The 20,455-nt window shown below is 71.3% G+C and carries 20 protein-coding genes; 10 read left to right on the top strand and 10 right to left on the bottom strand.

Translation table 11 applies throughout. The annotated features are described in order from the left end of the window. Positions 1 to 8 precede the first annotated feature (8 nt). Positions 9 to 629: a YbaK/EbsC family protein gene (locus IPK24_03140; GenBank protein MBK8074567.1), complete on the bottom strand. Its 621-nt coding sequence runs from the start codon at positions 627 to 629 to the stop codon at positions 9 to 11. A gap of 279 nt (positions 630 to 908) precedes the next feature. Here IPK24_03140 and IPK24_03135 point away from each other — a divergent pair, with 279 nt between their 5' ends. Further along, positions 909 to 1,424: a hypothetical protein gene (locus tag IPK24_03135; GenBank protein ID MBK8074566.1), complete on the top strand. Its 516-nt coding sequence runs from the start codon at positions 909 to 911 to the stop codon at positions 1,422 to 1,424. On the opposite strand, the gene IPK24_03130 is transcribed toward IPK24_03135, so the two are convergent. The 6 genes from IPK24_03130 to IPK24_03105 form a co-directional block, all read right to left on the bottom strand. Further along, entirely contained in the window at positions 1,405 to 2,112 is a 708-nt protein-coding gene (locus tag IPK24_03130) for a hypothetical protein (protein MBK8074565.1), read from the bottom strand. The two genes, IPK24_03135 and IPK24_03130, sit on opposite strands and share 20 nt — an antisense overlap. After that, the gene (locus IPK24_03125; protein MBK8074564.1) at positions 2,109 to 2,315 is read right to left on the bottom strand and encodes a hypothetical protein; all 207 of its coding nucleotides are present in this window, start codon (positions 2,313 to 2,315) and stop codon (positions 2,109 to 2,111) included. The genes IPK24_03130 and IPK24_03125 overlap by 4 nt, the downstream gene beginning before the upstream one ends. Next, entirely contained in the window at positions 2,315 to 3,010 is a 696-nt protein-coding gene (locus IPK24_03120; protein ID MBK8074563.1) for a hypothetical protein, read from the bottom strand. Before IPK24_03120 ends, IPK24_03125 begins: the two co-directional genes overlap by 1 nt. After that, positions 3,007 to 5,373 (bottom strand): AAA family ATPase, encoded by a 2,367-nt coding sequence (locus tag IPK24_03115; GenBank protein ID MBK8074562.1) that lies wholly within the window; start codon positions 5,371 to 5,373, stop codon positions 3,007 to 3,009. Before IPK24_03115 ends, IPK24_03120 begins: the two co-directional genes overlap by 4 nt. Positions 5,374 to 5,474: 101 nt before the next feature. Then, the gene (locus IPK24_03110) at positions 5,475 to 5,684 is read right to left on the bottom strand and encodes a hypothetical protein (protein MBK8074561.1); all 210 of its coding nucleotides are present in this window, start codon (positions 5,682 to 5,684) and stop codon (positions 5,475 to 5,477) included. A gap of 106 nt (positions 5,685 to 5,790) precedes the next feature. Continuing rightward, positions 5,791 to 5,985, bottom strand: a complete 195-nt coding sequence (locus IPK24_03105) for a hypothetical protein (GenBank protein MBK8074560.1) — start codon at positions 5,983 to 5,985, stop codon at positions 5,791 to 5,793. A gap of 208 nt (positions 5,986 to 6,193) precedes the next feature. Here IPK24_03105 and IPK24_03100 point away from each other — a divergent pair, with 208 nt between their 5' ends. Further along, complete coding sequence (locus IPK24_03100; GenBank protein ID MBK8074559.1) at positions 6,194 to 7,012, top strand: SARP family transcriptional regulator; 819 nt, start codon at positions 6,194 to 6,196, stop codon at positions 7,010 to 7,012. Between the two features lie 47 nt (positions 7,013 to 7,059). Here IPK24_03100 and IPK24_03095 read toward each other — a convergent pair whose 3' ends face one another. Next, the gene (locus tag IPK24_03095) at positions 7,060 to 7,653 is read right to left on the bottom strand and encodes a hypothetical protein (GenBank protein MBK8074558.1); all 594 of its coding nucleotides are present in this window, start codon (positions 7,651 to 7,653) and stop codon (positions 7,060 to 7,062) included. Positions 7,654 to 7,835: 182 nt separating this feature from the next. On the opposite strand from IPK24_03095, the gene IPK24_03090 reads away from it, so the two are divergent. The 7 genes from IPK24_03090 to IPK24_03060 all read left to right on the top strand — a co-directional run bounded on the left by IPK24_03090 (position 7,836) and on the right by IPK24_03060 (position 13,807). Next, positions 7,836 to 8,522, top strand: coding sequence for a response regulator transcription factor (locus IPK24_03090; GenBank protein MBK8074557.1), 687 nt, complete (start codon positions 7,836 to 7,838; stop codon positions 8,520 to 8,522). Between the two features lie 11 nt (positions 8,523 to 8,533). Next, positions 8,534 to 9,823, top strand: a complete 1,290-nt coding sequence (locus tag IPK24_03085) for a HAMP domain-containing histidine kinase (GenBank protein MBK8074556.1) — start codon at positions 8,534 to 8,536, stop codon at positions 9,821 to 9,823. Positions 9,824 to 10,153: 330 nt separating this feature from the next. Continuing rightward, complete coding sequence (locus IPK24_03080; protein ID MBK8074555.1) at positions 10,154 to 10,627, top strand: hypothetical protein; 474 nt, start codon at positions 10,154 to 10,156, stop codon at positions 10,625 to 10,627. Between the two features lie 26 nt (positions 10,628 to 10,653). Continuing rightward, positions 10,654 to 11,595: an FAD:protein FMN transferase gene (locus IPK24_03075; GenBank protein ID MBK8074554.1), complete on the top strand. Its 942-nt coding sequence runs from the start codon at positions 10,654 to 10,656 to the stop codon at positions 11,593 to 11,595. A 6-nt stretch (positions 11,596 to 11,601) separates the two neighbouring features. Beyond that, complete coding sequence (locus IPK24_03070) at positions 11,602 to 12,174, top strand: ferric reductase-like transmembrane domain-containing protein (GenBank protein MBK8074553.1); 573 nt, start codon at positions 11,602 to 11,604, stop codon at positions 12,172 to 12,174. After that, positions 12,171 to 13,475: an NADH-quinone oxidoreductase subunit I gene (locus tag IPK24_03065; GenBank protein MBK8074552.1), complete on the top strand. Its 1,305-nt coding sequence runs from the start codon at positions 12,171 to 12,173 to the stop codon at positions 13,473 to 13,475. The genes IPK24_03070 and IPK24_03065 overlap by 4 nt, the downstream gene beginning before the upstream one ends. Positions 13,476 to 13,519: 44 nt before the next feature. Next, a complete protein-coding gene (locus tag IPK24_03060) occupies positions 13,520 to 13,807 on the top strand; it encodes a ferredoxin (GenBank protein ID MBK8074551.1) in 288 nt (95 codons plus the stop codon). 186 nt (positions 13,808 to 13,993) lie between these two features. Here IPK24_03060 and IPK24_03055 read toward each other — a convergent pair whose 3' ends face one another. Further along, positions 13,994 to 15,022 carry an SLAC1 anion channel family protein gene (locus IPK24_03055; GenBank protein ID MBK8074550.1) on the bottom strand — a complete coding sequence of 343 codons (1,029 nt, stop codon included), beginning with the start codon at positions 15,020 to 15,022 and terminating at the stop codon, positions 13,994 to 13,996. Between the two features lie 46 nt (positions 15,023 to 15,068). Between IPK24_03055 and hrpA the strand changes: the two genes are divergently transcribed. Beyond that, complete coding sequence (hrpA, locus tag IPK24_03050; protein ID MBK8074549.1) at positions 15,069 to 18,959, top strand: ATP-dependent RNA helicase HrpA; 3,891 nt, start codon at positions 15,069 to 15,071, stop codon at positions 18,957 to 18,959. A gap of 66 nt (positions 18,960 to 19,025) precedes the next feature. Here hrpA and IPK24_03045 read toward each other — a convergent pair whose 3' ends face one another. Continuing rightward, the gene (locus tag IPK24_03045; protein MBK8074548.1) at positions 19,026 to 20,417 is read right to left on the bottom strand and encodes a hypothetical protein; all 1,392 of its coding nucleotides are present in this window, start codon (positions 20,415 to 20,417) and stop codon (positions 19,026 to 19,028) included. Positions 20,418 to 20,455 lie beyond the last annotated feature (38 nt).

Below are 20,455 nucleotides of genomic sequence, written 5' to 3'. Positions count from 1 at the left end.
GCCACCGCTCAGACGGGGCGAGCCAGGTCGGTGACCACCTCGGCGCCGGGAAGTCGACCCAGCGCGGCTCCGGGCAGCAGCAGCTTGGAGTGGCGCACCCCCGACCCGATGATCACCTCGGGGGTCGCGGCCACGGCGGTGTCGATCCACAGCGCCCACTCGGCGGGCAGTCCGATCGGGTTGATGCCGCCGTACTCCATGCCGCTGCGGCGCACCGCGTCGTCCATGGGGGCGAACGAGGCTCGGCGGGCGTCCAACCGGCGGCGGACCAACCCGTTGACATCGACCCGCGTGGTGGCCAGGGCGACACACGCGGCATACCGGGTGACCCCGGCGCGGGTGCCGGCCACGATGACGCAGTTGGCGGCGGTGTCCAGCGGCAGGTCGAAGGCGGCACACAACGCCGCGGTGTCGGCCAGCTCCGGATCGATGGCGAACACCCGGACGGTGCCGGCCACCGCCGCCGCGCCGCCCCCGGGCGCGAGGGCGATCGCGACAGGTTCGGCCAGCAGATCGAGTCTGCCGGCGAGCGGCTCGGCCCGCAAGACCCTGGCGGGGTGAGCGGGGTGAGCGGGGTGAGCCGGGTCAGCCGGGTGCGCGGCGGCCTCGGAGGAGGAGACGGACGTCATGTGGCCATTCTGACGCCCAGGCGGCAGCACAGGGCGCCGTAACCGGGCGTGACGACGCCCGGCCCGCGCGCGGGCCGGATTCGGGGCAGAGCGGAACCGGATGTTGCTCCGCGTGGCGGGGTGCGCCGACGAACCGTGATGGTTACCGTGATCTGCGACTGCGGCTCGCTACCAACGACGCCGCTGTGTGACCACCACCCGATGAGCTCTGAGCCACGACGAATCGACGGGATGACGATGACAGGGCACTTCCCCGCCCGCATCAGGCGCGTCATCGCAGTGACCATCACCGCGGCGGCGTTGACGCTGCTGGCCGCCTGCAAGCCCATCGACCGCACCGAGTTCGGCAACGACCCGTTCCGCACCGGGGAGGCCGCCGCTCGCGCCAAGTCACTGGACGCCGCGGCAGGATCCGGCTCGACGTCCGGGTCCAGGTCGACCGTCCGGGTGACGCAGCGAGGCGGCGGAACCGTCACCGTGCGCCAGAACCAGACCGTCGACACCTCGGACGACTCGGGCGTCGTCGACGGCGGTTTCGGCGGCGAGCGCCGGTCGAGTACCTCCAGCATCGTGGTCAGCACGGCGGCAACGACCTGCTGGATCCTCGTGGTCGACGGCAATCGCCACGACGGCTGCGGCAATGCGACGATCAGCGACACCCGGGGCACCCGGGCTGCCCGGGTCACCAAGGTCAGCGGCTCGGCCCCGATTCAGTTGCAGCTCGTCACCGACGGTACGGCGGTCGCGACCAGCACGGTCTCGGGGAACAACCGATTCACCACCGTCCGGGGCTGAGCACCGCCGGCACCAGGGCGGCCGTGGCCGGCTCGGGCTCGACCGAGAGTTCCCGGCGCAGGAGTTCGCGCAGCCCGACATAGCGCCGCACCGCCAGCGCCTCGTCGCCGGCGCTCAGGTGTGCCCTGATCTGCCACCGAGCGGCGACCTCGTCGAACGGGTCCAGCCGCCCTGCCCACTCGGCACTGGCCAGGGCACCCGGGATGTCCCCGGCCCGCAGCCGTAGCCCGCTGTGGCGACAGAGAGCCCGAGATACCTTGCTGCGCAGGAATTCTCGCTCCTCACACACCCATTCGTCGTACCAACCCGGCAGCAGGTCCAGTTCGAGCGGCGTCGGGGCAACCCGTTCCAGCGCCTCCAGCGCGGCAACCTCCCCTCGAACGCACTGCCCGAGCACGAGGTCCAGGTCGAGCAGGTCGACCTGCAACGTCGCGACCAGAGCCAGTTCGGGTTCGCCGCCGATGAGTTCGGCCAGCCGGGAATGCCGATGCCGTAGCCGTGACAGGGTGTCCCGCAGCCGTGCCGCCGCGGCGTCGTCCGGCCGACCGGGGAACAGACTGCGCGCCACCTGGCGGCGATCGCAGCGGCCCCGCAGGGCGAGCAGCGCCACCAGCCGTTGCATCGCCGGCGGCACCGGATCACGGTGTCGGTCCGGCAGCACGAGCCGCCACCCACCGAGCAGGCTCAACCGTGGCGCACCTGGTCGATCCACTGGCTCACCGCCTCGTCGAGGGCGTCGGCGGAGGCCACCACGGTCATCTGCAGGGGCTGCTCCGGCAACTGGATGCTGCTCCAGATCCGAGCACGCAGTCCATCGTCGGTCCCCTCGGGCACCTCACGCCAGGCTCGGACCACCAGCAGCGCCACCGTGGGTTCGTCGGCGCTGTCCATCAGTGGGGCCAGAGGACGACGCCGGTGGCCAGCACCGACAGGATCTGGCGCGAGTAACGATCCATCCGAGCCTGGAGCAGACCGTTCGAAACCCCGTGCGAGACACTCCAGATGGCCTCGGCCCGCATCTGGCGCTCGATGGTCGCCAACCGGGAACGCGCCGCGGGGGTGAGCCTGAGCCGGTGCTTTCCCACCACCACGAACTGATAGGCGATGGCCATCGCGTTGCAGTCGGCGCAGCCGGCGGCGCGGCCCCCGGAGCCGGTGACCTGACGGCGTACCCCGCGGGGTACATCCTCGGCCAGAGCGATGTTGCGCGCGATCACCACGGGCGGCCGGTCAGGCTGAGCCGGCCCGGTCAGATTCGGGACGTGTCCCTCGACGATCACCTGTACCGAGATCGCCACGGCACGGCACCCGCGGCACGCCGCGCGAGCCCACGCCTGGTTCGTCACCTCGACCCCGGCCTCGTTGGCGGCGCGCACCCGGAACGACAGGTGGGCCGCCCGCTGTCCGTCCCGCGTGACCTTCACCGTCGAGGTGGTCGCGACGCGTGTGCGGGGAACCTCCTCGGCGAGAACCGCATGCGCCGGGACGAGCCCGAGCAGGCCCGGTAACAGTGCCACACCCAGCCCGCCGATCACGGCTGCGGCGGTCGCCGAGCTCCGGGGACGCCGCCCGGCCCGCCCGGTCATCGGGCACCGCCGGCTGGTTGGGCGAATCCCTCGGCGACCACCGCGCCGAGTTCGAGATAGGCCTTGCGGGTGGCGGGTCGCAGGTCCTCCAGTGCGGTGCGCGCCCCGGCCTCCAGCGCTCGATCCCACGGGATCTGCACCACCCCCGCGCATCGGGCGCGGAAGTGTTCCTCCACGGCGTCCAGCTGCACCAGTCCGTTCTCGGACCGGACGCCGTTGATGACGGCGACCGCACCCCGCACCAGCGTGCGGTATCCGTGCTCCTCCAACCAGTCCAGCGTCGAGGCAGCCACCCGGGCGCCGTCCAGCGCCGGGGGCATCACCACCAGGATCTGATCGGCCTCACGCAGCAATCCCTGTGTGGCGTCGTCCAGGATGCCGGTGCCGGTGTCCATCAAGAGGATCATGTAGTGCTGTTCCAGTGCTCTGATGACCCGGGCGTAATCTGCCTGCCCCAGCGCATGAGTGATCTTGGGGTCGTCGTCCGAGGCCACGATCTCCAACCGACTCGGCGCCTGCGAGGTGTGCGCCCGCAACTGGGCATAGCTCGTGAGCCGTTCGACATCCGCCAGCAACGAGGTCACCGTGGCGGTGGATTCGCGTTCCACGCGATAGGGCAGTGATCCCGCATCCGGATTGGCATCCAGCGCCACCACCCGGTCACCGCGGTGGATGGCCAGGGTGTGACCGAGCATGAGCGTGGTGGTGGTCTTGCCGGCACCCCCCTTGCGGCTCAGCACCACGATGCGGCGCGGCGAGTCCAGGCGGGTGCGCAGCCGGCTGATCAGCTCTGCCTCACGGCGTTCGGCAGCGCTGGGTCCGGGATGCACCATGCCGCCCGTGGCGAGGAACACCTGACGGCGCCACCCGCTGCGGGGCACCTGCCGCCGGTGGCGCAGGATCAGCTCCTCGGTGAAGTCGGCGGCGCTGGGCCGGGCCCGCTCGGGCGGTCGGGCAACGACATCGGTCACGGGGTCCTCCTCGAGAGTCGCGGCCGGGCGCGACGTCGGCCGCCGGCGGTGCCAGGCCTGGCGGACGCCGCGGGCGACCAGGGCGGCGAATCCGATGAACGGCAGGCTCAACAGGGTGATCGCGGTGCCGGCATAGACCCGGGTCGCCCAGCTTCCGGAGCTGCGCGCCGCGGCCCAGAGACCGACGATCTGCGACCAGGTCTCGGCGATCAGCCGCGGGGCGCCGGTGACCAGCAGCACCAGTGAGGTGCCCAGCGCGATCGTGGTCACCAGCGACCACACCACGACCAGCCGCCGCACCCCGGGGCGCAGAGCGGTGACCCGAGGGTCGGGCGCACGACCGGGGATCAGCGAGAGCAGGGTCGGCCGCAAGACCCCGAACAGGTTGGGGACGCCGGTCAGGTCGCCCAGGATGTAGTACCCGTCCATCCGAATGATCGGCAAGAGCTGTTGCAGCGCAAGCACGTTCGTGAGCGCCACGGCCACCGCGAGGGGTAGCCAACCGGTCAGGGCATACACCGGGGTGGCCAGGGCGACGAACACGGCGTTGAAGTAGATGCCACCCAGATCGGTGCGCAGCCGACCCGGGCGATCGAGGCGATAGGCATCGGTGACGTCGGTCCAGAACACGACGAACCACAGGTACAGGCCGGCCCCGATGGATCCGGGACGTCCACCGCCGTACCGGCACCCGGCGGCATGGCCGAACTCGTGGATCAGTGTCGAGATCGCCACCAGACCCAGCACGGCGAGCAGGTCGGCCGGATCGGCGAGCAGCGCCGCCGTCCGATCGATGCCCTGGCTCGTCGCGCCGAGAGCGTGCCGCACCAGCCACAGGTCCGCCGCGGCGAACGCGGCCAGGACGGCGGCCACGGCGGCCGGGTGGAACAGCGGCGCCAGGGCCGTTGCCACGCGGCGCACCACGAAGGCCGGCAGGAAGGTCTGCCCCAGGGTCACCGACAGCAGAGGCTGCTCGGGCCGCGAGCGGCGCCCGGCGGCCGGTTCCCGGGCGACGGCCGGGGTGATCTCTCCAGCGCGAGTTCCGGAGGCGTCCTCGACGTACCCCGTGGAACCGGTGGGAGGCAGCACCAACCCGGCCGGTGCCAGCCGGTCACGAACCAACCGGGCCAACAGGTCCACGCTCAATCGACGGCCGTACTCGCGACTGACCCGCTCGGCCACGTCGGTCGCCGCTGCCGAGCCGTCGGCGTAGCGCACCACCAGGTAGGGCAGCCGGTCGAGCAGCACCGGCTGCCCGTCGGGACGCATCACCAGGAACCTGTCCTCGACGTACCCGCCACCCTCGTAGCGGCCCAGCAGCCGCGTGCCCGGCACACGCTCGATCACCGTCGAGCCCCATGCCGGGGCGGGCAGCGTCATGGGCTGGCTCATCCCGTGCCTCCTAGGTCGGGCCGGCGGTCGAGAAGGTCGCCGCCCCGGCGTCGTGAAGGGACGGCACCGAGGGCGGCGACCGAATGGTGCGGCGCGAGTCGCTACCGGACGACCCCGACTCCCTGCAGGGCGTGCGCCGCAGCGGTGCTGCCGATGGTCGCCGCGTTGACGGCGATCGCGATGTTGATCGGGACCACGGTCGTGACGTTGATCAACGCGAGCGCATCGCGACGCGGCAGCAACTCGACCGCCGCCACATCGACGTCGGTCGGGCCGAGGTCGGCCACTGGGCCGACAGGGTGCTGGAACATTCCTTCCCTCCTCTCGAGGAGGATCGGTGCACCTCACCCCGGCCGCGGCCGGGCAGGCCCGATGGACCGGCCGAGCCACGACAGCGGTCGGGGTGTGGGTCACAGCTCACTGGCTGACGAGGATGTACTGCCCGGCAGCCGCGTGCGCCAGCGAGTGGTACGAGCCGGCGTTGAGCGCCAGCGCCGAGTTCGACGCGTAGACGTTCGCCCACTTCGAGCCCCAACCGCCCAGTGCCGCGCGCTCCGGAAGCAGTTCGACGGCCTGCGCGTCGAGCTCCGCGAAGGTGATGTCCATGGACATGTGTGTCACCTCCCCTCCCAGTCAGAGATGCGTTGAAGGGGCCAGGAAATACGGGTGATCGTCGGCCTGGCGTGACCCAGGTGTGACCGGGGTGTGACGAGAGAGTCACCCCAGGCTGTATTTCTCAGCGGGTGGCCCGACTCACTCTTGCTGAGGAACAGTCGCTCGGTAGCTCGGCTGCTCGGCTGCATCGCCTGGGGGGGCTCGCATGGACAGCGACCGCAGATCCCGTTCCGCACCCGACTCCCGATTCACGCCCGAGGCCGGCGTGGTGCGGGTGCGCGTGTTCGACGCCCTGGAGGTCGAGGTGGACGGGCACCGGCTGGATGTCCCCGGTCGCTGCCGTCGACTGATCGCGGTCCTGGCCCTGCGGGGCCCGCTGGCCCGCTCGATGGCCTGCGGCCTGCTCTGGCCGGAGGTCACCGAGGACCGCGCGCGCGCCAGCCTGCGGGCCGCGGTACACACCGCGCAACGGGTGCTCCCGGGGCTGATCACCGGCGCGCAGGAGATCCGGCTCGCCGACGGAGTCCACACCGACGTCACGGAGTTCCGTCACCTGGTGCGGGCCTCACGCCGCGCCACCGGCACCGGCGGCCCGAACAACTCCGACCCGGCCGCTGGTCAGGTCACCTCGGACAGTGCCCTGGACCTGCTCCCGGGGGGACCCCTCGGCGGCCCGGTGCTACCAGAGTGGAACGACGACTGGGTGATCACCGAACGCGAGGTTCTCGGCCAGTTGCGACTCAGGGCACTCGACGCCTGGGCCGCCGCCTGCCTCACCCAGGGCGACCTGACCACGGCCCTGGAACTCGCGGCCGCCGCCGTCCAGGCCGATCCATTACGCGAGAGCGCTCATCGCCGACTGATGCAGATCCACCTCACCGAGGGGAACATCGCCGCCGCCCTGGGTCAGTTCGCCCGCTTCCGTGAGTTGTCGCAGCGCGCACTGGGGATCGAACCCAGCCGGCTGATGCTCGAGCTGGTGGCCGGCATTCGCCGACCGGTCGCCCTGGGGGTCGGATCGTGATCCACCAGCACTGATCATCGGGTGATCGTCAGCTCATCGGGTGGTCGTCAGCGTCGCCGCGAGGGCCGGGGGCTCGGCCCGGACGCCGACGCCGACGATGTCGGGGGGCCGGTCGGGGTGGTGCTGCTGGTTGGCGTCGGGGTGGGTGAGCCGGCCGACGGGACGGAGGGCGAGGTGGTGGCCGAGGGCCGCGGGGAGGTCGGCCCGCTGCTCGGCCGGGTCGTGGTCGCCACAGGGGCGGTCGAGGCCACGGGTGTGGGTGCGACAACTGGGGTGGAACCGAGCCCGGCGGGAGTCCTCGACGTCGCGGCAGAGGTCGTCGAGCGCGAGGCGGTTCCGGGGCGGGCGCTGCCCTCGCTGCCCTCGGTCACCTCCGACACCCGGTCGGAGGTGGCGCCGTCCGGAGCTCTGACCAGGGTGGTCGCGGGCTTCGACCCCATCGTGGCCGAGCCGGCGGCCGGCTCGGGTGAGGTCACCCGGGTGGGCAGCAGCACCGAGTCCTCGGGTTGCGACACGCCGACCGCACTGATCGGTGCCCCGGCCGAGCTGATGGCCCAGGTGGCCAGGCTCGCCGTGCCGGCAACAGCGGCCAACCAGATCGCCGCCCCCACGAGGAGGTTGCGCCGGGTCGAGGGGTTCACCCCCGCGCGATGCCCCGCCGAACGACGCGGACGCCGATCCCGACGCCGTCCCGCGGGCTGCCTCGAGTCCATGATCTCGTGTCGGCTCATCCCGCTCCCCACTCCCCCGTCAGGGGTCGCGCAACAGTCGGTGAGCCTCGCGCATTGCCCAAACCCCACCAGCAGGGGATACCGTCCTGAGCGTGGCCGTGATCCTGCTGGTGGAGGACGACGCCGGAATCCGCTCCGCGCTGACCCGCGCACTGACCGAACGTGGGCATGCCGTGACGTGGCAACCGGCGGGTTTGCCTGGGCTCCAGGCGGTGATCGACGAGCGCCCTGACGTGGTGCTGCTCGATCTGGGACTGCCCGATGTGGACGGCGTCCAGGTGCTGACGATGATGCGTGCGGTCAGCGAGGTCCCGGTGATCGTGGTCACCGCCCGTGACGACGACGCCGACATCGTCAAGGCGCTGGACGCCGGGGCCGACGACTACGTCGCCAAACCGTTCGGCGCCGACCACCTCGAGGCGCGCATCCGCGCCGTCCTGCGCCGCAGCGCCGGGCAGCGCGCCGAGGGACCACTGACCGTCGGCGACCTCGTGGTCGACCCGCGGACCCGGTCGGCCACCCTCGAGAGCCGACCGCTGGAGCTGTCCCGTAAAGAGTTCGATCTGCTGTACGCGTTGGCCCAGCGTGCCGGAGAGGTGGTCAGCAAGCGCGAACTGCTCGCCGAGGTCTGGCGGCAGCCCTACGGCGGCGGGGACCGCACCGTCGACGTTCACCTGTCGTGGTTGCGCCGCAAGCTCGGTGAGACCGCGGCCGAGCCGCGCTACCTGCACAGCACCCGTGGCGTCGGGGTACGCCTGGCCGCGCCCGACGGCAGCTGAAGCGAGCATCGTTGCGTCGCCGCCTGACCTTTCTCGTCGCTGCCACCACATCAGCTGTCGTCGTCGCCTTCCTGGTGCCGATGACCTTCCTGCTGCGCGCACTGGCAGACCAGCAGGTGCTGACCGGGTCCATCCAGCGTCAGCTCGAGGTGCTCTACCTGGTCGGTTCGACGGACGCCGCTGCGCTGCCGGCCGCCGTGGACTCCTACCTGAAGCAGCACCAGCCCGTCGGCACCAGCACCACGCTCTATCTGCCGGACGGGCGGGCGCTCGGCGTGCAGGTGCGAGACGACGCCGGGGTGAGCCAGGCGATCCGGGTCCGTAACCCGTTCAACCGCACCCAGGACGGCGCCCTGATCAGCTATCGGGTGCTGGTCGTGGGCCAGAGCAGCTACGTGGTGCGTGACGCGGTCTCGAACGACGTGCGCAACGCCGGCGTGTTGCGCCGGACCCTGGTCATCGGCGCCTTGGCGATCGTGCTGATGGCCGCCGCCGCCCTGGCAGCCGATCGGTTGGCCCGACGGGTGACCGAGCCGATCCAGGAGGTGGCCCAGGCCGCGGACGCGATGCGCGAGGGGAGTCTCGACGTGCGGGTCACCGAGGCCGGCATGCCCGAGGTGGTCACCCTGGCCAAGGCGCTGAACCGGCTGGCCGAACGGGTGGGCCGGCTGCTCAGTGCCGAACGGGACGCCGTGGCCGACCTGTCGCACCGCCTGCGCACGCCGGTGACGGCGCTGCGGCTGGACACCGAGATGATCACCGACCCGGACGTCAGCGAGCGCCTGCGCACCCACATCACCCAGCTGGAACGCACGGTGGACGCGATCGTCCACGATGCCCGCCGTCCGACCCGGGCGGACGCCACGGGCTCGTGCGATGCCGCCAAGGTGGTGCGCGAGCGGGTCGCCTTCTGGTCGGCGCTGGCCGAGGAGCAGGATCGGCCGCTGCGGACCGCGGTGCCCGAACGCCCACTGCGGGCCAAGGTGAGCGCCAACGACCTGTCGGACGTGGTCGACGTCTTGCTGGACAACGTGTTCGCACACACCGACGACGGCGTCCCGATCGAGGTGTGGGTGGTGCCTCGGGCGGACGGCGCCATCGTGTTGACCGTCGAGGACGGCGGGCCGGGCCTGCCCGCGGGCGACATCGTCTCCCGCGGGAGTTCCGGCGCCGGGTCGACCGGCCTGGGCCTGGACATCGCCCGACGCGCGGCGATGGCCTCCGGTGGCTGGCTCGAGCTGGGCCAGTCGCGTCTCGGTGGCGCCTTGGTACGGGTCGTCCTCGGGCGCGCCGCGACCTGAGGTCCCGGGACAGGCGGCGAGGCGATCCATTCCTCCAGAGTGGGGCGAAAACGGTCATCGACGCCTCGTCACGTGGTCAACAGACCCTCAAGTACCGAGGCAGCCTTCACCGCGGCTCGCCGTGATCTCCGTCACCAACCGTGACAGCCCCGGCCAGCCCTTCGGCGGTCGCCGGGAACGTGGGCCGACGACCCCGAACCGGGCGAAGTGGGCCTCCGGCACAATGTCGCCCAGGTCAGGTCAGCTGATCGGTCGTCCTTTGAGGACCTCTTGACTCCCGACTGACAGAGTTTTCACTCCGGATGTCGGATGCTGGCGACCATGGTTCACGTGACGATCGGTGATCGTGATCGCGCTCGCAGGGCGATCACGGTGATGACAGGGGGGATCACCGTCGGCGCGGTGGCCGCCACGGCGGCGGCAATGGCACTCGCCCAGGCCGAGACGCAGCACAAGCAGGCACAGAAGGCAGCGCAGAAGGCAGCAGCCGCCCTGGTCGCTCAGCAGTCGACCGCCAATCAGCTCGCCGCAGCGCCACGCGCTGCGAAACCCGCCGGCACGACCACCCACGTGTACACCACGCCCACCGTGGCGCCGAAGACGACCAGCACGAGCCGCAAGCTGTCGGCGACCAAGACCACCACCACCAAGCCCCGCGTCACGAAGGCCACCACCAAGACGGCGACCAAGACGGCGACCAAGACCACGACTCAGGCGCCGGAACCGCCGCCGGAGACCCAGACACAGGCACCCGAGCCGCCGGCGCAACAACAGCCGGACCCGGTACCCACCAGCGGGTCGTGACGGCGCATACTGCGCAGATGCACCCGGTGAGCTACCGATCGACCGACTGGCGGGCGCTGGGCACCTACGTCTTTCTCGGCATCGCCGACGGTGACCGGCTCACCGAAGCCCGCGCGGTGGCCGAGCACCTGCTCGACGAGGTCGACCGCACCTGCAGCCGGTTCCGCGACGACTCCGATCTGATGCGGGCCAATCGGGCCGCCGGTGAGTGGGTGGACGTCTCTCCGCTGCTCGTCGAAGCCGTGGATGCCGCCCTCGACGTCGCCGCCACGACCGAGGGCCTGGTCGACCCCACACTCGGGCGGGCTCTGATCGCCCTCGGCTACGACCGCGACCTGGACGCCGTCCGCGAACGCGCGAGCGGCGACGCCCCCGGGCCGGCCGACCTACCACCGATGCCGGGCCGGTCCGGCGGCTGGCGCGAGGTACAAACCGACCCGGCCGGCCGGCTGAGGGTGCCTGATGGTGTGGCACTCGATCTCGGCGCCACCGGCAAGGCGTTCGCCGCCGATGTGATCTCCACGGCGCTCGCCGACCAGGGCCACGACTGCATCCTCAGCCTCGGCGGTGACGTGGCAGTCGGTCGATCCGGTGACACCCGCCACCGGTGGCCGGTGAGCCTGAGCGAGCGCCCCGGGGGTGAGGTGGTCGAGACGTTCACCCTCACCGAGGGGGGCGTGGCCACCTCCACCACGGTGCACCGCACCTGGACCCACCATGGCCGCGCCGTCCATCACGTGCTCGACCCGGCCACGGGGCTGCCGGTGCTGCGCACCTGGCGTACCGTGACGGTGCGAGCGGGCACGTGCCTGGCGGCGAACGCCGCCAGCACGGCGTCGCTGGTCTTGGGGGAACGAGCCGATCGGTGGTTGACCGATCGGGGCTTCTCGGCCCGACTGGTCTCGCAGGACGGTTCGGTACGTACCCTGGGTGGGTGGCCGGATTCTCCCGCTGAAGGGCAAGACTGAATGGTGATGTGGTTCGCCAACCGAGGCACCGGTGTGGTGCTGGTGGCCCTGCTCACCGTCTCGACGGTGCTCGGGGTGCTGGCCACCGCACGCGCAGGCACCTCGCGGTGGCCCCGGTTCGCCACCCAGGGCCTGCACCGGAACATCTCCCTGCTCAGCATGATCATGTTGTTCGCGCACGTGGCCACCCCCGTCCTCGACGACTTCACCGACCTCGTCTGGTACCAGGCCGCCGTCCCGTTCGGTGGCAGCTTCGTCGCCAAGGAACGGCTGCCCATGGCCCTCGGCGCACTGGGCTTCGACCTGCTCGTGGTGATCACGATCACCAGTCTGATCCGAGCCCGGATGTCCCACCGGTTCTGGCGTGCACTGCACCTGCTCAGCTACCTCAGCTGGGGTGCCGGTGTGCTGCACGGCCTGCTGATCGGTACCGACGCCGACACCCCGTGGAGCCGGGCGGTGACCTTCGCCTGCGTCGCGGCGGTGGCCGTGGCGGGCCTGGTGCGCCTCGGTACCTGGTTCCACGAGGCGCGCCGCCGCACGCGGCATGCCGACGAAGCCCTGGCGAACCTGCCATGACCGGGTACCTGGCCGTCCCCGCAGCCCTGGCCGGCGACATCTCCGTCGTGGTCGGGCCGCGACTGCTGTCCGGGGTCGCCGACGCACCCGGCCTCGCCGCCCATCGGCGCCGGTGGGGACCCTGCCCCACGCTGGGCGCCCAGCAACTCGTCGATCTGACCCGCGACGGCCAGGTCGCCGGACGCGGCGGCGCCGGGTTCCCGTTCTCCCGCAAGCTCGCCACCGCGATCTCGGCGAACAAGAAGCGCACCATGGTGGTCAACGCGGCCGAGGGTGAGCCGGGCAGCGCCAAGGACAGCACGCTGCTGCTCACCGTGCCGCACCTGGTGCTGGACGGCGCCACCGTGGTGGCCCGTGCCCTCGACGTCGCGAGCGTCCACCTGATCATCCCTGGCGAGCGGCCGGCGATCCGACCGGCCATCGAGGCGGCGATCGCCGAGCACGACGGCGGCATCGAGTTCGTGATCGTCGAGACCTCGGCCGGCTTCGTCGGCGGGCAGGCCCGCGCCGTCCTGGAGTTGGTCTCGGGTCGCGAGAACCTGCCGGTCACAGCCTGGGAACCCGAGGCGATCAGTGGCCTGCGCGGCAGGCCCACGCTGCTGTCGAACGCCGAGACCTACGCTCAGGTGGCTGCGCTGTGCATGCTGGGCGCCCGCGAGTACGGCCGGCTCGGCACCCGCGACGAGCCCGGGACGTCGCTGCTCACCGTGGGCGGGGACGGCGTCACCGGGGTCGTGCTGGAGGTGCCCTTCGGCACCCCGATGCGGGAGGTGCTGTCGCGCTGCGGCTACGACCTCGACGCGCCGGTGGTGATCGGCGGGTACCACGGCACCTGGATGACTCCGCAGATGGTCGCCGATCGTCTGGTGAGTCGCGCGGACCTGAAGGCTGCCGGCACCTCGCTCGGTGCCGGGGTGATCCTGCCGGTGCGGCGCGAGGCCTGCCCGGTCGAGCTCACCGCACAGGTGGTGGTCTATCTCGCCGGGCAGACCGCCCGCCGCTGCGGACCGTGTTTCAACGGTTTGCCGGCCTTGGCCGAGGCCTGCGTCGCCCTGGCGGACGGGTCGGCCGGGCAGAACGTGTTGTCCCGCATCGAGCAACTCATCGGGTTGCTACCGGGTCGCGGTGCCTGCACCCACCCGGACGGGACGGTGCGCCTGGTCCGCTCCCTGCTGCGGGCCTACCCCGACGAGGTGGCCATGCACCTCGTCGGCCCGTGCGGGCATCAGAGCGGGGCCTCGTTCGCCCCGCCCAACCCTTCAGCTGCCCCTCGGGCCGAGCAGGGCATGGTGACGTTGTGACCTCCCGCAATCCTCCTGCCGACGCCACCGGCCCGCAGACCGTGATGATCCCGCTGATCGAGGCCACCGGGGCCATTCCGCTGCCCGGCGACATCACCGGGGCACCGGCCCGTCGAGTGCGCCGGGGCAAGCGGTTGCGGGTGGACTGGCCCGCCTGCAAGGGCCACAAGTTGTGCGCCGAGCTGGTGCCCGAACGGATCACCCTCGACGAGTGGGGGTACCCGATCATCGACGGCAAGCCGTTGCGTGGCGCCGCCCTGGATCACGCCAAGAAGGCGGTCAAGGCCTGCCCGACCCTGGCACTGAGGCTGGTCGACATCACCGCGAAGTGACACCCTCGGTGATCATGCAATCCGTGCACGTTTTGTCGCGCGGCCGAGCGGCCACGACGCGGCTCTGTTGCGCCGGTGGGCCACTGATGTCCTGATGTGCCAGAACATCAGTGAGTCCAACCTGGTCACCGTGACGCCAACCCGAGCACAGTGATCACCCGATTCGGGCTGTGATCACCGTGGCGGTCACTCGGGCAGGCAGATCCGCCTCTGCAGTGCCGCCACGACAGTGGCAGCGGTGACGCCGGCGACCACCACCGTGGCCAGGGCGAGCAACAGCACGGCGACCACGTCGAAGACCAAGGCCGGGCGGGTGCTGGCCATGGCGATCGCCGAGGCGGCCGCCGCCGCACTGGGGAAGGTGTAGGCCCACCACGGCATGGCGAAGGGCAGGCGACGCAGCCGACCGACCTGGGCGAGCACCAGCAGCACGAACATGATCGTGGCGGAATACAGGATCATGCCGATCGGGTCGGCCGAGGGCTCACCCGACCCCCCGGTCAACACCCCCCACGACAGACCGGCCACCGCGGGCGGGGCGGCGAAGATCGCCAGCGTGGGCAGCAGCTTCTGCGGGAGCGGGTCGCTGTGCACCAGTACGCGCACCAGCAGGAGTGGTAGGAGAGCGATCCAGAACACCAGTCCGACCCCAAAGGCGAACCAGGCCAGGTCGATCGAGCCGAGCGCCGGGGCGGCCAGGGGCGTGACCACGTTGCCGACGATCGGGATGAACCAGGCCGGCGTCACCTGGGTCAGGCCGATGTCGGGCCGGCCGAACCAGGCACTGAGGACGGCGATGGTGAGGGCCAGGTGGCCCACGGCGCCGACCCACCAGGCCACCCGCGCGAGCTGCGGCACCAGGTCTTGACCGGCCGTGGCCAGGATGAGCAGGGCGATCGTGATGGTCGGGACGAAGGCCATCCGGATCGGGTGACGCAGCTCGGCGCGCGCGGCGGCCGGGTACCGGACCCACTTGGCCACATAGGCGATCGCCACGACCACGAAAGCGGCCGAGGCCAACCAGAACAGGGACTCCGCCGGCCAGGCGGGCACCTGCCAGACCCGGGCCGCGCGGCGCCAGGCCAGGCTGAGCCCGCCGATACCCATCACCGAGGCGAACAGGGTGACCGGCAGGTACGGCAACCCGTGAGGTGGTGCCGTCGAGGAGGTCGGGGCCGAGGCGGGACCACCCGCCTGAGTGACCGTGTGATCCATGCTCCGATGATACCCGTGGGGGTATCAGGATCAGGGTGCGGACGATCTGCTCGCCTATGCTGACCCGGTGAGGCAGCAGTACGTCGAGGCGCGGCGCCAGGCCGTCCCGGCGGTGATCCGGTTTCCGGAGGAACTGCCCATCAGCGCGGCCCGTGAGCAGATCGCCGCCGCGATCCGGGATCACCAGGTGATCGTGGTCGCCGGCGAGACCGGTTCGGGCAAGACCACGCAGCTGCCGAAGATCTGCCTCGAACTCGGCCGCGGCATCACGGGCATGATCGGCCACACCCAACCCCGTCGACTGGCGGCCCGCACGGTGGCCGAACGCATCGCCGATGAGCTGGGCGTCGACCTCGGGGACGCCGTGGGCTACCAGGTGCGGTTCACCGACCGCATCTCGCCCGCGACCAGCATCAAGCTGATGACCGACGGCATCCTGCTGACGGAGTTGCAGCGCGACAAGCTGCTGCGCCGCTACGACACCCTGATCATCGACGAGGCGCACGAGCGCAGCCTGAACATCGACTTCATCCTGGGCTACCTGCGCCGCCTGCTGCCGCGCCGTCCGGATCTGAAGGTCATCATCACCTCGGCCACCATCGACCCGCAGCGCTTCGCCGACCACTTCACCCTGCCGGGGGCCGAACCCGTTCCGGTGCTGGAGGTCTCGGGACGCACCTACCCGGTCGAGGTGCGCTACCGACCGGTCGAGGCGGCCGGTGCCGCCGAGGAGCAGCAGGACACCACGGACGCCATCTGCGCCGCGGTCGACGAACTGTGGCGCGAGCGCGAGGGTGATGTGCTCGTCTTCCTGTCGGGCGAACGCGAGATCCGTGACACCGCCGACGCTCTGGCCGCCACGGTGGTCAAGCGCTGGCGGCACACCGAGATCGTGCCGCTGTACGCCCGGCTGTCGAATGCCGAACAGCACCGGGTGTTCGCCGCCCGACCGCAGGGAATCCTGCGCCGCGTCGTCCTGGCGACCAATGTCGCCGAGACCTCACTGACGGTGCCGGGGATCCGCTTCGTGGTCGACCCCGGGACGGCGCGGATCTCGCGATACAGCTTTCGCACCAAGGTGCAACGGCTCCCGATCGAGGCCATCTCGCAGGCCTCGGCGAATCAACGCGCGGGACGCTGTGGCCGGGTGGCCGAGGGCATCTGCATCCGGCTCTACAGCGAAGAGGACTACGCCTCGCGGCCGGCGTTCACCGATCCCGAGATCCTGCGTACCAACCTGGCCTCGGTGATCCTGCAGATGGCCGCGATCGGGCTGGGCGATGTCGCCGCCTTCCCGTTTGTCGATGCACCGGACAAGCGCTCGGTGGCCGACGGCGTCGCGTTGCTCACCGAGCTGCACGCGCTCGAACCGCGCGACGGCGGTGGTCAACGGCTGACCGACCTCGGACGACGCGTGGCCCAGTTGCCGGTCGACCCGCGTCTGGCCCGCATGATCCTCGAAGCTGATCGCAACGGGTGCGTGCACGAGGTGATCGTGATCGCTGCGGCGTTGTCGATCCAGGACCCGCGGGAACGACCCCAGGAGGCGCAGCAGGCAGCGGATGAGTCGCATCGCCGGTTCGCCGACCCGACCTCGGACTTCCTGACCTACCTGAACCTGTGGAACTACCTGCGTGAGCAGGCCGATGCCCTGTCGTCCAACCAGTTCCGCCGGATGTGCCGACGCGAGTTCCTCGGCTACCTGCGGGTGCGGGAGTGGCAGGACCTGGTCGGTCAGTTGCGCCAGATCGCCCGAGGCGTGGGCATCACGGTGCCGCGACGCAGCGAAGGTGGTGAGGGCAGCGAGGGCAGTGAGGGGGCGGCCGCCGACCCGGACGCCGTCCACCGCAGTCTGCTCGCCGGGTTGCTCTCGCACCTCGGGGTGCGTGAGGAGCGCAGTGACACCGGCGGCCGGTCGGGCCGCCACGAGTTCACCGGGGCGCGCGGGGCGAAGTTCCTGATCTGGCCGGGGTCGGCGCTGGCACGCAAACCGCCCGGCTGGGTGATGGCCGGCGAGCTGGTCGAGACCAGCAGGCTGTGGGGCCGCGACGTCGCGGCGATCCAGCCCGAGTGGGTCGAACCCCTGGCGGCGCACCTGATCAAGCGCACCTACAGCGAGCCACACTGGTCGAGCAAACGCTCGGCGGCGATGGCGTACGAGAAGGTGACGCTGTACGGCGTCCCGATCGTCAGCCAGCGACTGGTCGGGTACTCGCGGATCGACCCCGAGCTCTCCCGGGAGCTGTTCATCCGGCACGCCCTGGTCGAGGGCGACTGGCGCACCCACCACCGGTTCTTCCACGCCAATCGCGAGCTGCTCGACGACGTCGAGGACCTCGAGCACCGAGCGCGGCGACGCGACATCCTGGTGGACGACGAGACACTGTTCGCCTTCTACGACACCCGGATCCCGGCCGACGTCACCTCGGGGCGCCACTTCGACGCCTGGTGGAAGAAGGCCCGGCGCACCGAGCCCGAGCTGCTCACGTTCACCGAAGACCTGCTGGTCAGTGACGATGCCGCCGCGGTTCACGCGGCCGACTACCCGAACCACTGGAGCGTCGAGGGTGGCGTCCTGACGCTGAGCTACCAGTTCGAACCCGGGACGGCGAGCGACGGGGTGACCGTCCACGTGCCGGTGCAGCTGTTGGCAGGCCTGGATGCGGAGCCGTTCAGTTGGCAGGTGCCCGGGCTGCGCGAGGAGCTGGTCACCGCGCTGATCCGCAGTCTGCCCAAGGCGATCCGCACCAACTTCGTGCCCGCCCCCGACACTGCGCGAGCCGCGTTGTCGGCCATCGCGCCCGCCGCAGAGCCGCCCGAAGGGTCGTTGCTCGCCGCGCTGGAGCACGACCTCGGACGCCGCGCCGGCCTCGTGATCCCGCCCCACGCCTGGGACCTCGACAAGGTTCCCGCGCACCTGCGGATGACGTTCCGCGTGCTGGCCGAGGGCGACCAGGGCGCCGAGCCCACGGTGCTCGCCGAGGGCAAGGACCTGCCGGAATTGCAGAATCGGTTGCGGCAGAAAGTGAAAGCCGCCGTTGCCGCGATCGCCGGTGCCGGGGTCGAACGGTCCCGGCTGACCACGTGGGACGTCGGCGAGCTGCCGCGCACCGTCGAGCGCGAGGCGGGCGGCCGCACGGTGTCGGGGTTCCCGGCGCTGGTCGACGAGGGCGACGGCGCCGCCGTCCGGGTGCTGCCGACCGCGGCCGAGCAGGCGGCGGCGATGCGGGCCGGCACCCGACGGTTGCTGATCGAGAACCTGGCCAACCCGCTGGCGCGGCTGCAGGGGCAGGTCGACTACGTTCTGCCGCAGGCGGATCGGCTGGCGCTCGCCGCGAGCCCCTACCCGAACACCGCAGCACTGCTCACCGATTGCCTGGACACGGCGATCGACGACCTGGTGACCCGGCACGGCGGCCCGGCCTGGGACGGTGAGGCGTTCGCCGCGCTGCTGGCCGCCGTCCACGGTGGTCTCGATCAGGCCGGGCTGGACGTCGTCCGGATCGTGGCGCGGGTGCTGACCGCCTGGCGCGAGGTCGACCGGGCGGTGGCCGGCACGAAGTCGCTGCCGCTGCTGCCGATGCTGACCGACGTCCGCGACCAGACGAAGGCGTTGATCCACAACGGTTTCGTGGCCGAGGTGGGGGCCTCGCGGCTGCCCGATCTGGTGCGCTACCTGCGCGGGATCGCCCACCGGCTCGCCAAGGCTCCCGAGAACGTCAACGCCGACCGCGGCCGCATGGACCGGGTACGCGCCATGCAGGACGAGTACGTCGCGGTGCTCGACGAACTGCCCCCGAGCCGCCGGCACGAGGCGGACGTGCACGCCGTCCGCTGGATGCTGGAGGAGTTCCGGCTCAGCCTGTTCGCCCAGAACGTCGGCACCGCCTATCCGATCTCGGAACAGCGCATCCTCAAGGCCCTCGACGCCCTCTGACCCGCGGTGATCATGCAATTCGTGCACGCTCGTGAATGAATTCACGAGCGTGCACGAATTGCATGATCACCGCGGGTTGGTGCGCAGCACGTCGATGACGTCGGCCAGGGTCTCGTCGCCGCCGACGTTGCCCGCGAACACGATGTAGGGCATCCCCCGGGCCTCGGGCCGCGCGGCGATCGGTTGCACCACACTGATCAGCCCGGGCAACAACTGACCCAGGACGACGCCCCGGCGGATCCCGAGCCCGGTGACGGCCACGTCGTGCGACGTGATCCCGCCCTTGGCCACGATCCATTGTGGCCCGACAGGAACGAGGCCCCGGACGACGTCCGCCACGGCCGCCGAGATGGTGCGGGACAGCGCCAGGGCATCGGACGGATCGTCGGCTGCCAGCAGCTGTCGACTGGTGACCACCAGGACGTCAGATCGAGCGAGAGCGGTGGCGGCCCGGTCGATGGCGGCCGCGACGTGGGCCTGTCGGCGGACGGGGTCCGCCAGTGCCGTGACGTCCAGCTCCACCTCGACCAAGCCACCCCGGCGCCGGGCCGCCGCGACCTGACGCGTGGTCAGGTCGACATGCGAGCCGACGACGACCAGACCATGACCCGCCGGGCGCCCCTGCGGCCAGATCTCGTTCGCGGTCAAGGGGTCTCGGGGTCCGCGCCCGGCCAGGGCGCGAACGAACGAGGGGCCGGTGCGATGCAGGAACGCCTTCCCGCGGGCCTCGGCGGCGATCAGCCCGAGGACGACAGTCTCGAGATCGTCGTAGCTCGTCGCGTTGACCACGACGAACCGTCCGCCCCGCACCTGCATCAGGATCTCGGCCACCCGGCCGGGCCCACCGAGGCGGATGTCGTCCAAGGTCAGCGCCACCACATCGCGACGATCGATCGCGCCCGCACCCCGCTCGACCACGAAGTCGACCAGGTCGGAGGACCGATACCCGAAGGCAGCATCCCGGGCGAACTCCGTCTGCCCCACCGGAATCGCGCGACCGCCCACCCGCGCCCAGTGCGTGTTGTCCGAGGTGAACCGGCCGGCCTCCAGATACGCCGGAACGAGCAGCACCCCGTCGAACCCCTGACCCAGCACCGCTTCTCGGGCGGCGTCCAGCGCCCGGACCTCGGCCATCAGATGGCCGCGCAGGGTCGAGTCGCTGCGCGAGACCACCGACACCGGCGCGCCCAACCGCTCCCCCAGCTCCAGAACCTCCCGCCCGATCCGGTAGGACAGTCCGGCGGCCTCGTCCGCGGACAGGCTGCGCGAATTGGTGAGCACGAAGCAGGTCGCGCCCGGTTCGGTCAACCCCGCCGCGTACTCGGCCGGGTCGAGCTCGAAGACCACCGCGACGTCGTGCACCGCTTGCGAGCCGGTCGGGTCGTCGTCCAGGACGGCGATCCGACGGCCGCCGGCGCGATGGGCCTGCCGGATCTGCTGCCGAGCCGGGGTCCCCATCAGGCCTCCCTCGCCGTCGAGATCGAGCACCGCCGCTG

The sequence above is a fragment of the Kineosporiaceae bacterium genome, assembly GCA_016713225.1.
GTDB lineage: Bacteria > Actinomycetota > Actinomycetes > Actinomycetales > Kineosporiaceae > JADJPO01.
The sequence above is the reverse complement of the archived record's forward strand: the minus strand, read 5'-3'. Positions and strand labels throughout refer to the sequence as shown.

What these genes read in the sequence shown, in the direction of transcription:
- IPK24_03110 (MBK8074561.1), bottom strand. Translation starts at nt 5,684, where the DNA reads ATGTTCCAGCACCCTGTCGGCCCAGTGGCCGACCTCGGCCCGACCGAC.
- IPK24_03060 (MBK8074551.1), top strand. Translation starts at nt 13,520, where the DNA reads ATGATCCCGCTGATCGAGGCCACCGGGGCCATTCCGCTGCCCGGCGAC.
- IPK24_03140 (MBK8074567.1), bottom strand. Translation starts at nt 629, where the DNA reads ATGACGTCCGTCTCCTCCTCCGAGGCCGCCGCGCACCCGGCTGACCCG.
- IPK24_03045 (MBK8074548.1), bottom strand. Translation starts at nt 20,417, where the DNA reads ATGGGGACCCCGGCTCGGCAGCAGATCCGGCAGGCCCATCGCGCCGGC.
- IPK24_03115 (MBK8074562.1), bottom strand. Translation starts at nt 5,373, where the DNA reads ATGAGCCAGCCCATGACGCTGCCCGCCCCGGCATGGGGCTCGACGGTG.
- IPK24_03055 (MBK8074550.1), bottom strand. Translation starts at nt 15,022, where the DNA reads ATGGATCACACGGTCACTCAGGCGGGTGGTCCCGCCTCGGCCCCGACC.
- IPK24_03070 (MBK8074553.1), top strand. Translation starts at nt 11,602, where the DNA reads ATGTGGTTCGCCAACCGAGGCACCGGTGTGGTGCTGGTGGCCCTGCTC.
- IPK24_03125 (MBK8074564.1), bottom strand. Translation starts at nt 2,315, where the DNA reads ATGGACAGCGCCGACGAACCCACGGTGGCGCTGCTGGTGGTCCGAGCC.
- IPK24_03100 (MBK8074559.1), top strand. Translation starts at nt 6,194, where the DNA reads ATGGACAGCGACCGCAGATCCCGTTCCGCACCCGACTCCCGATTCACG.
- IPK24_03105 (MBK8074560.1), bottom strand. Translation starts at nt 5,985, where the DNA reads ATGTCCATGGACATCACCTTCGCGGAGCTCGACGCGCAGGCCGTCGAA.
- IPK24_03065 (MBK8074552.1), top strand. Translation starts at nt 12,171, where the DNA reads ATGACCGGGTACCTGGCCGTCCCCGCAGCCCTGGCCGGCGACATCTCC.
- IPK24_03120 (MBK8074563.1), bottom strand. Translation starts at nt 3,010, where the DNA reads ATGACCGGGCGGGCCGGGCGGCGTCCCCGGAGCTCGGCGACCGCCGCA.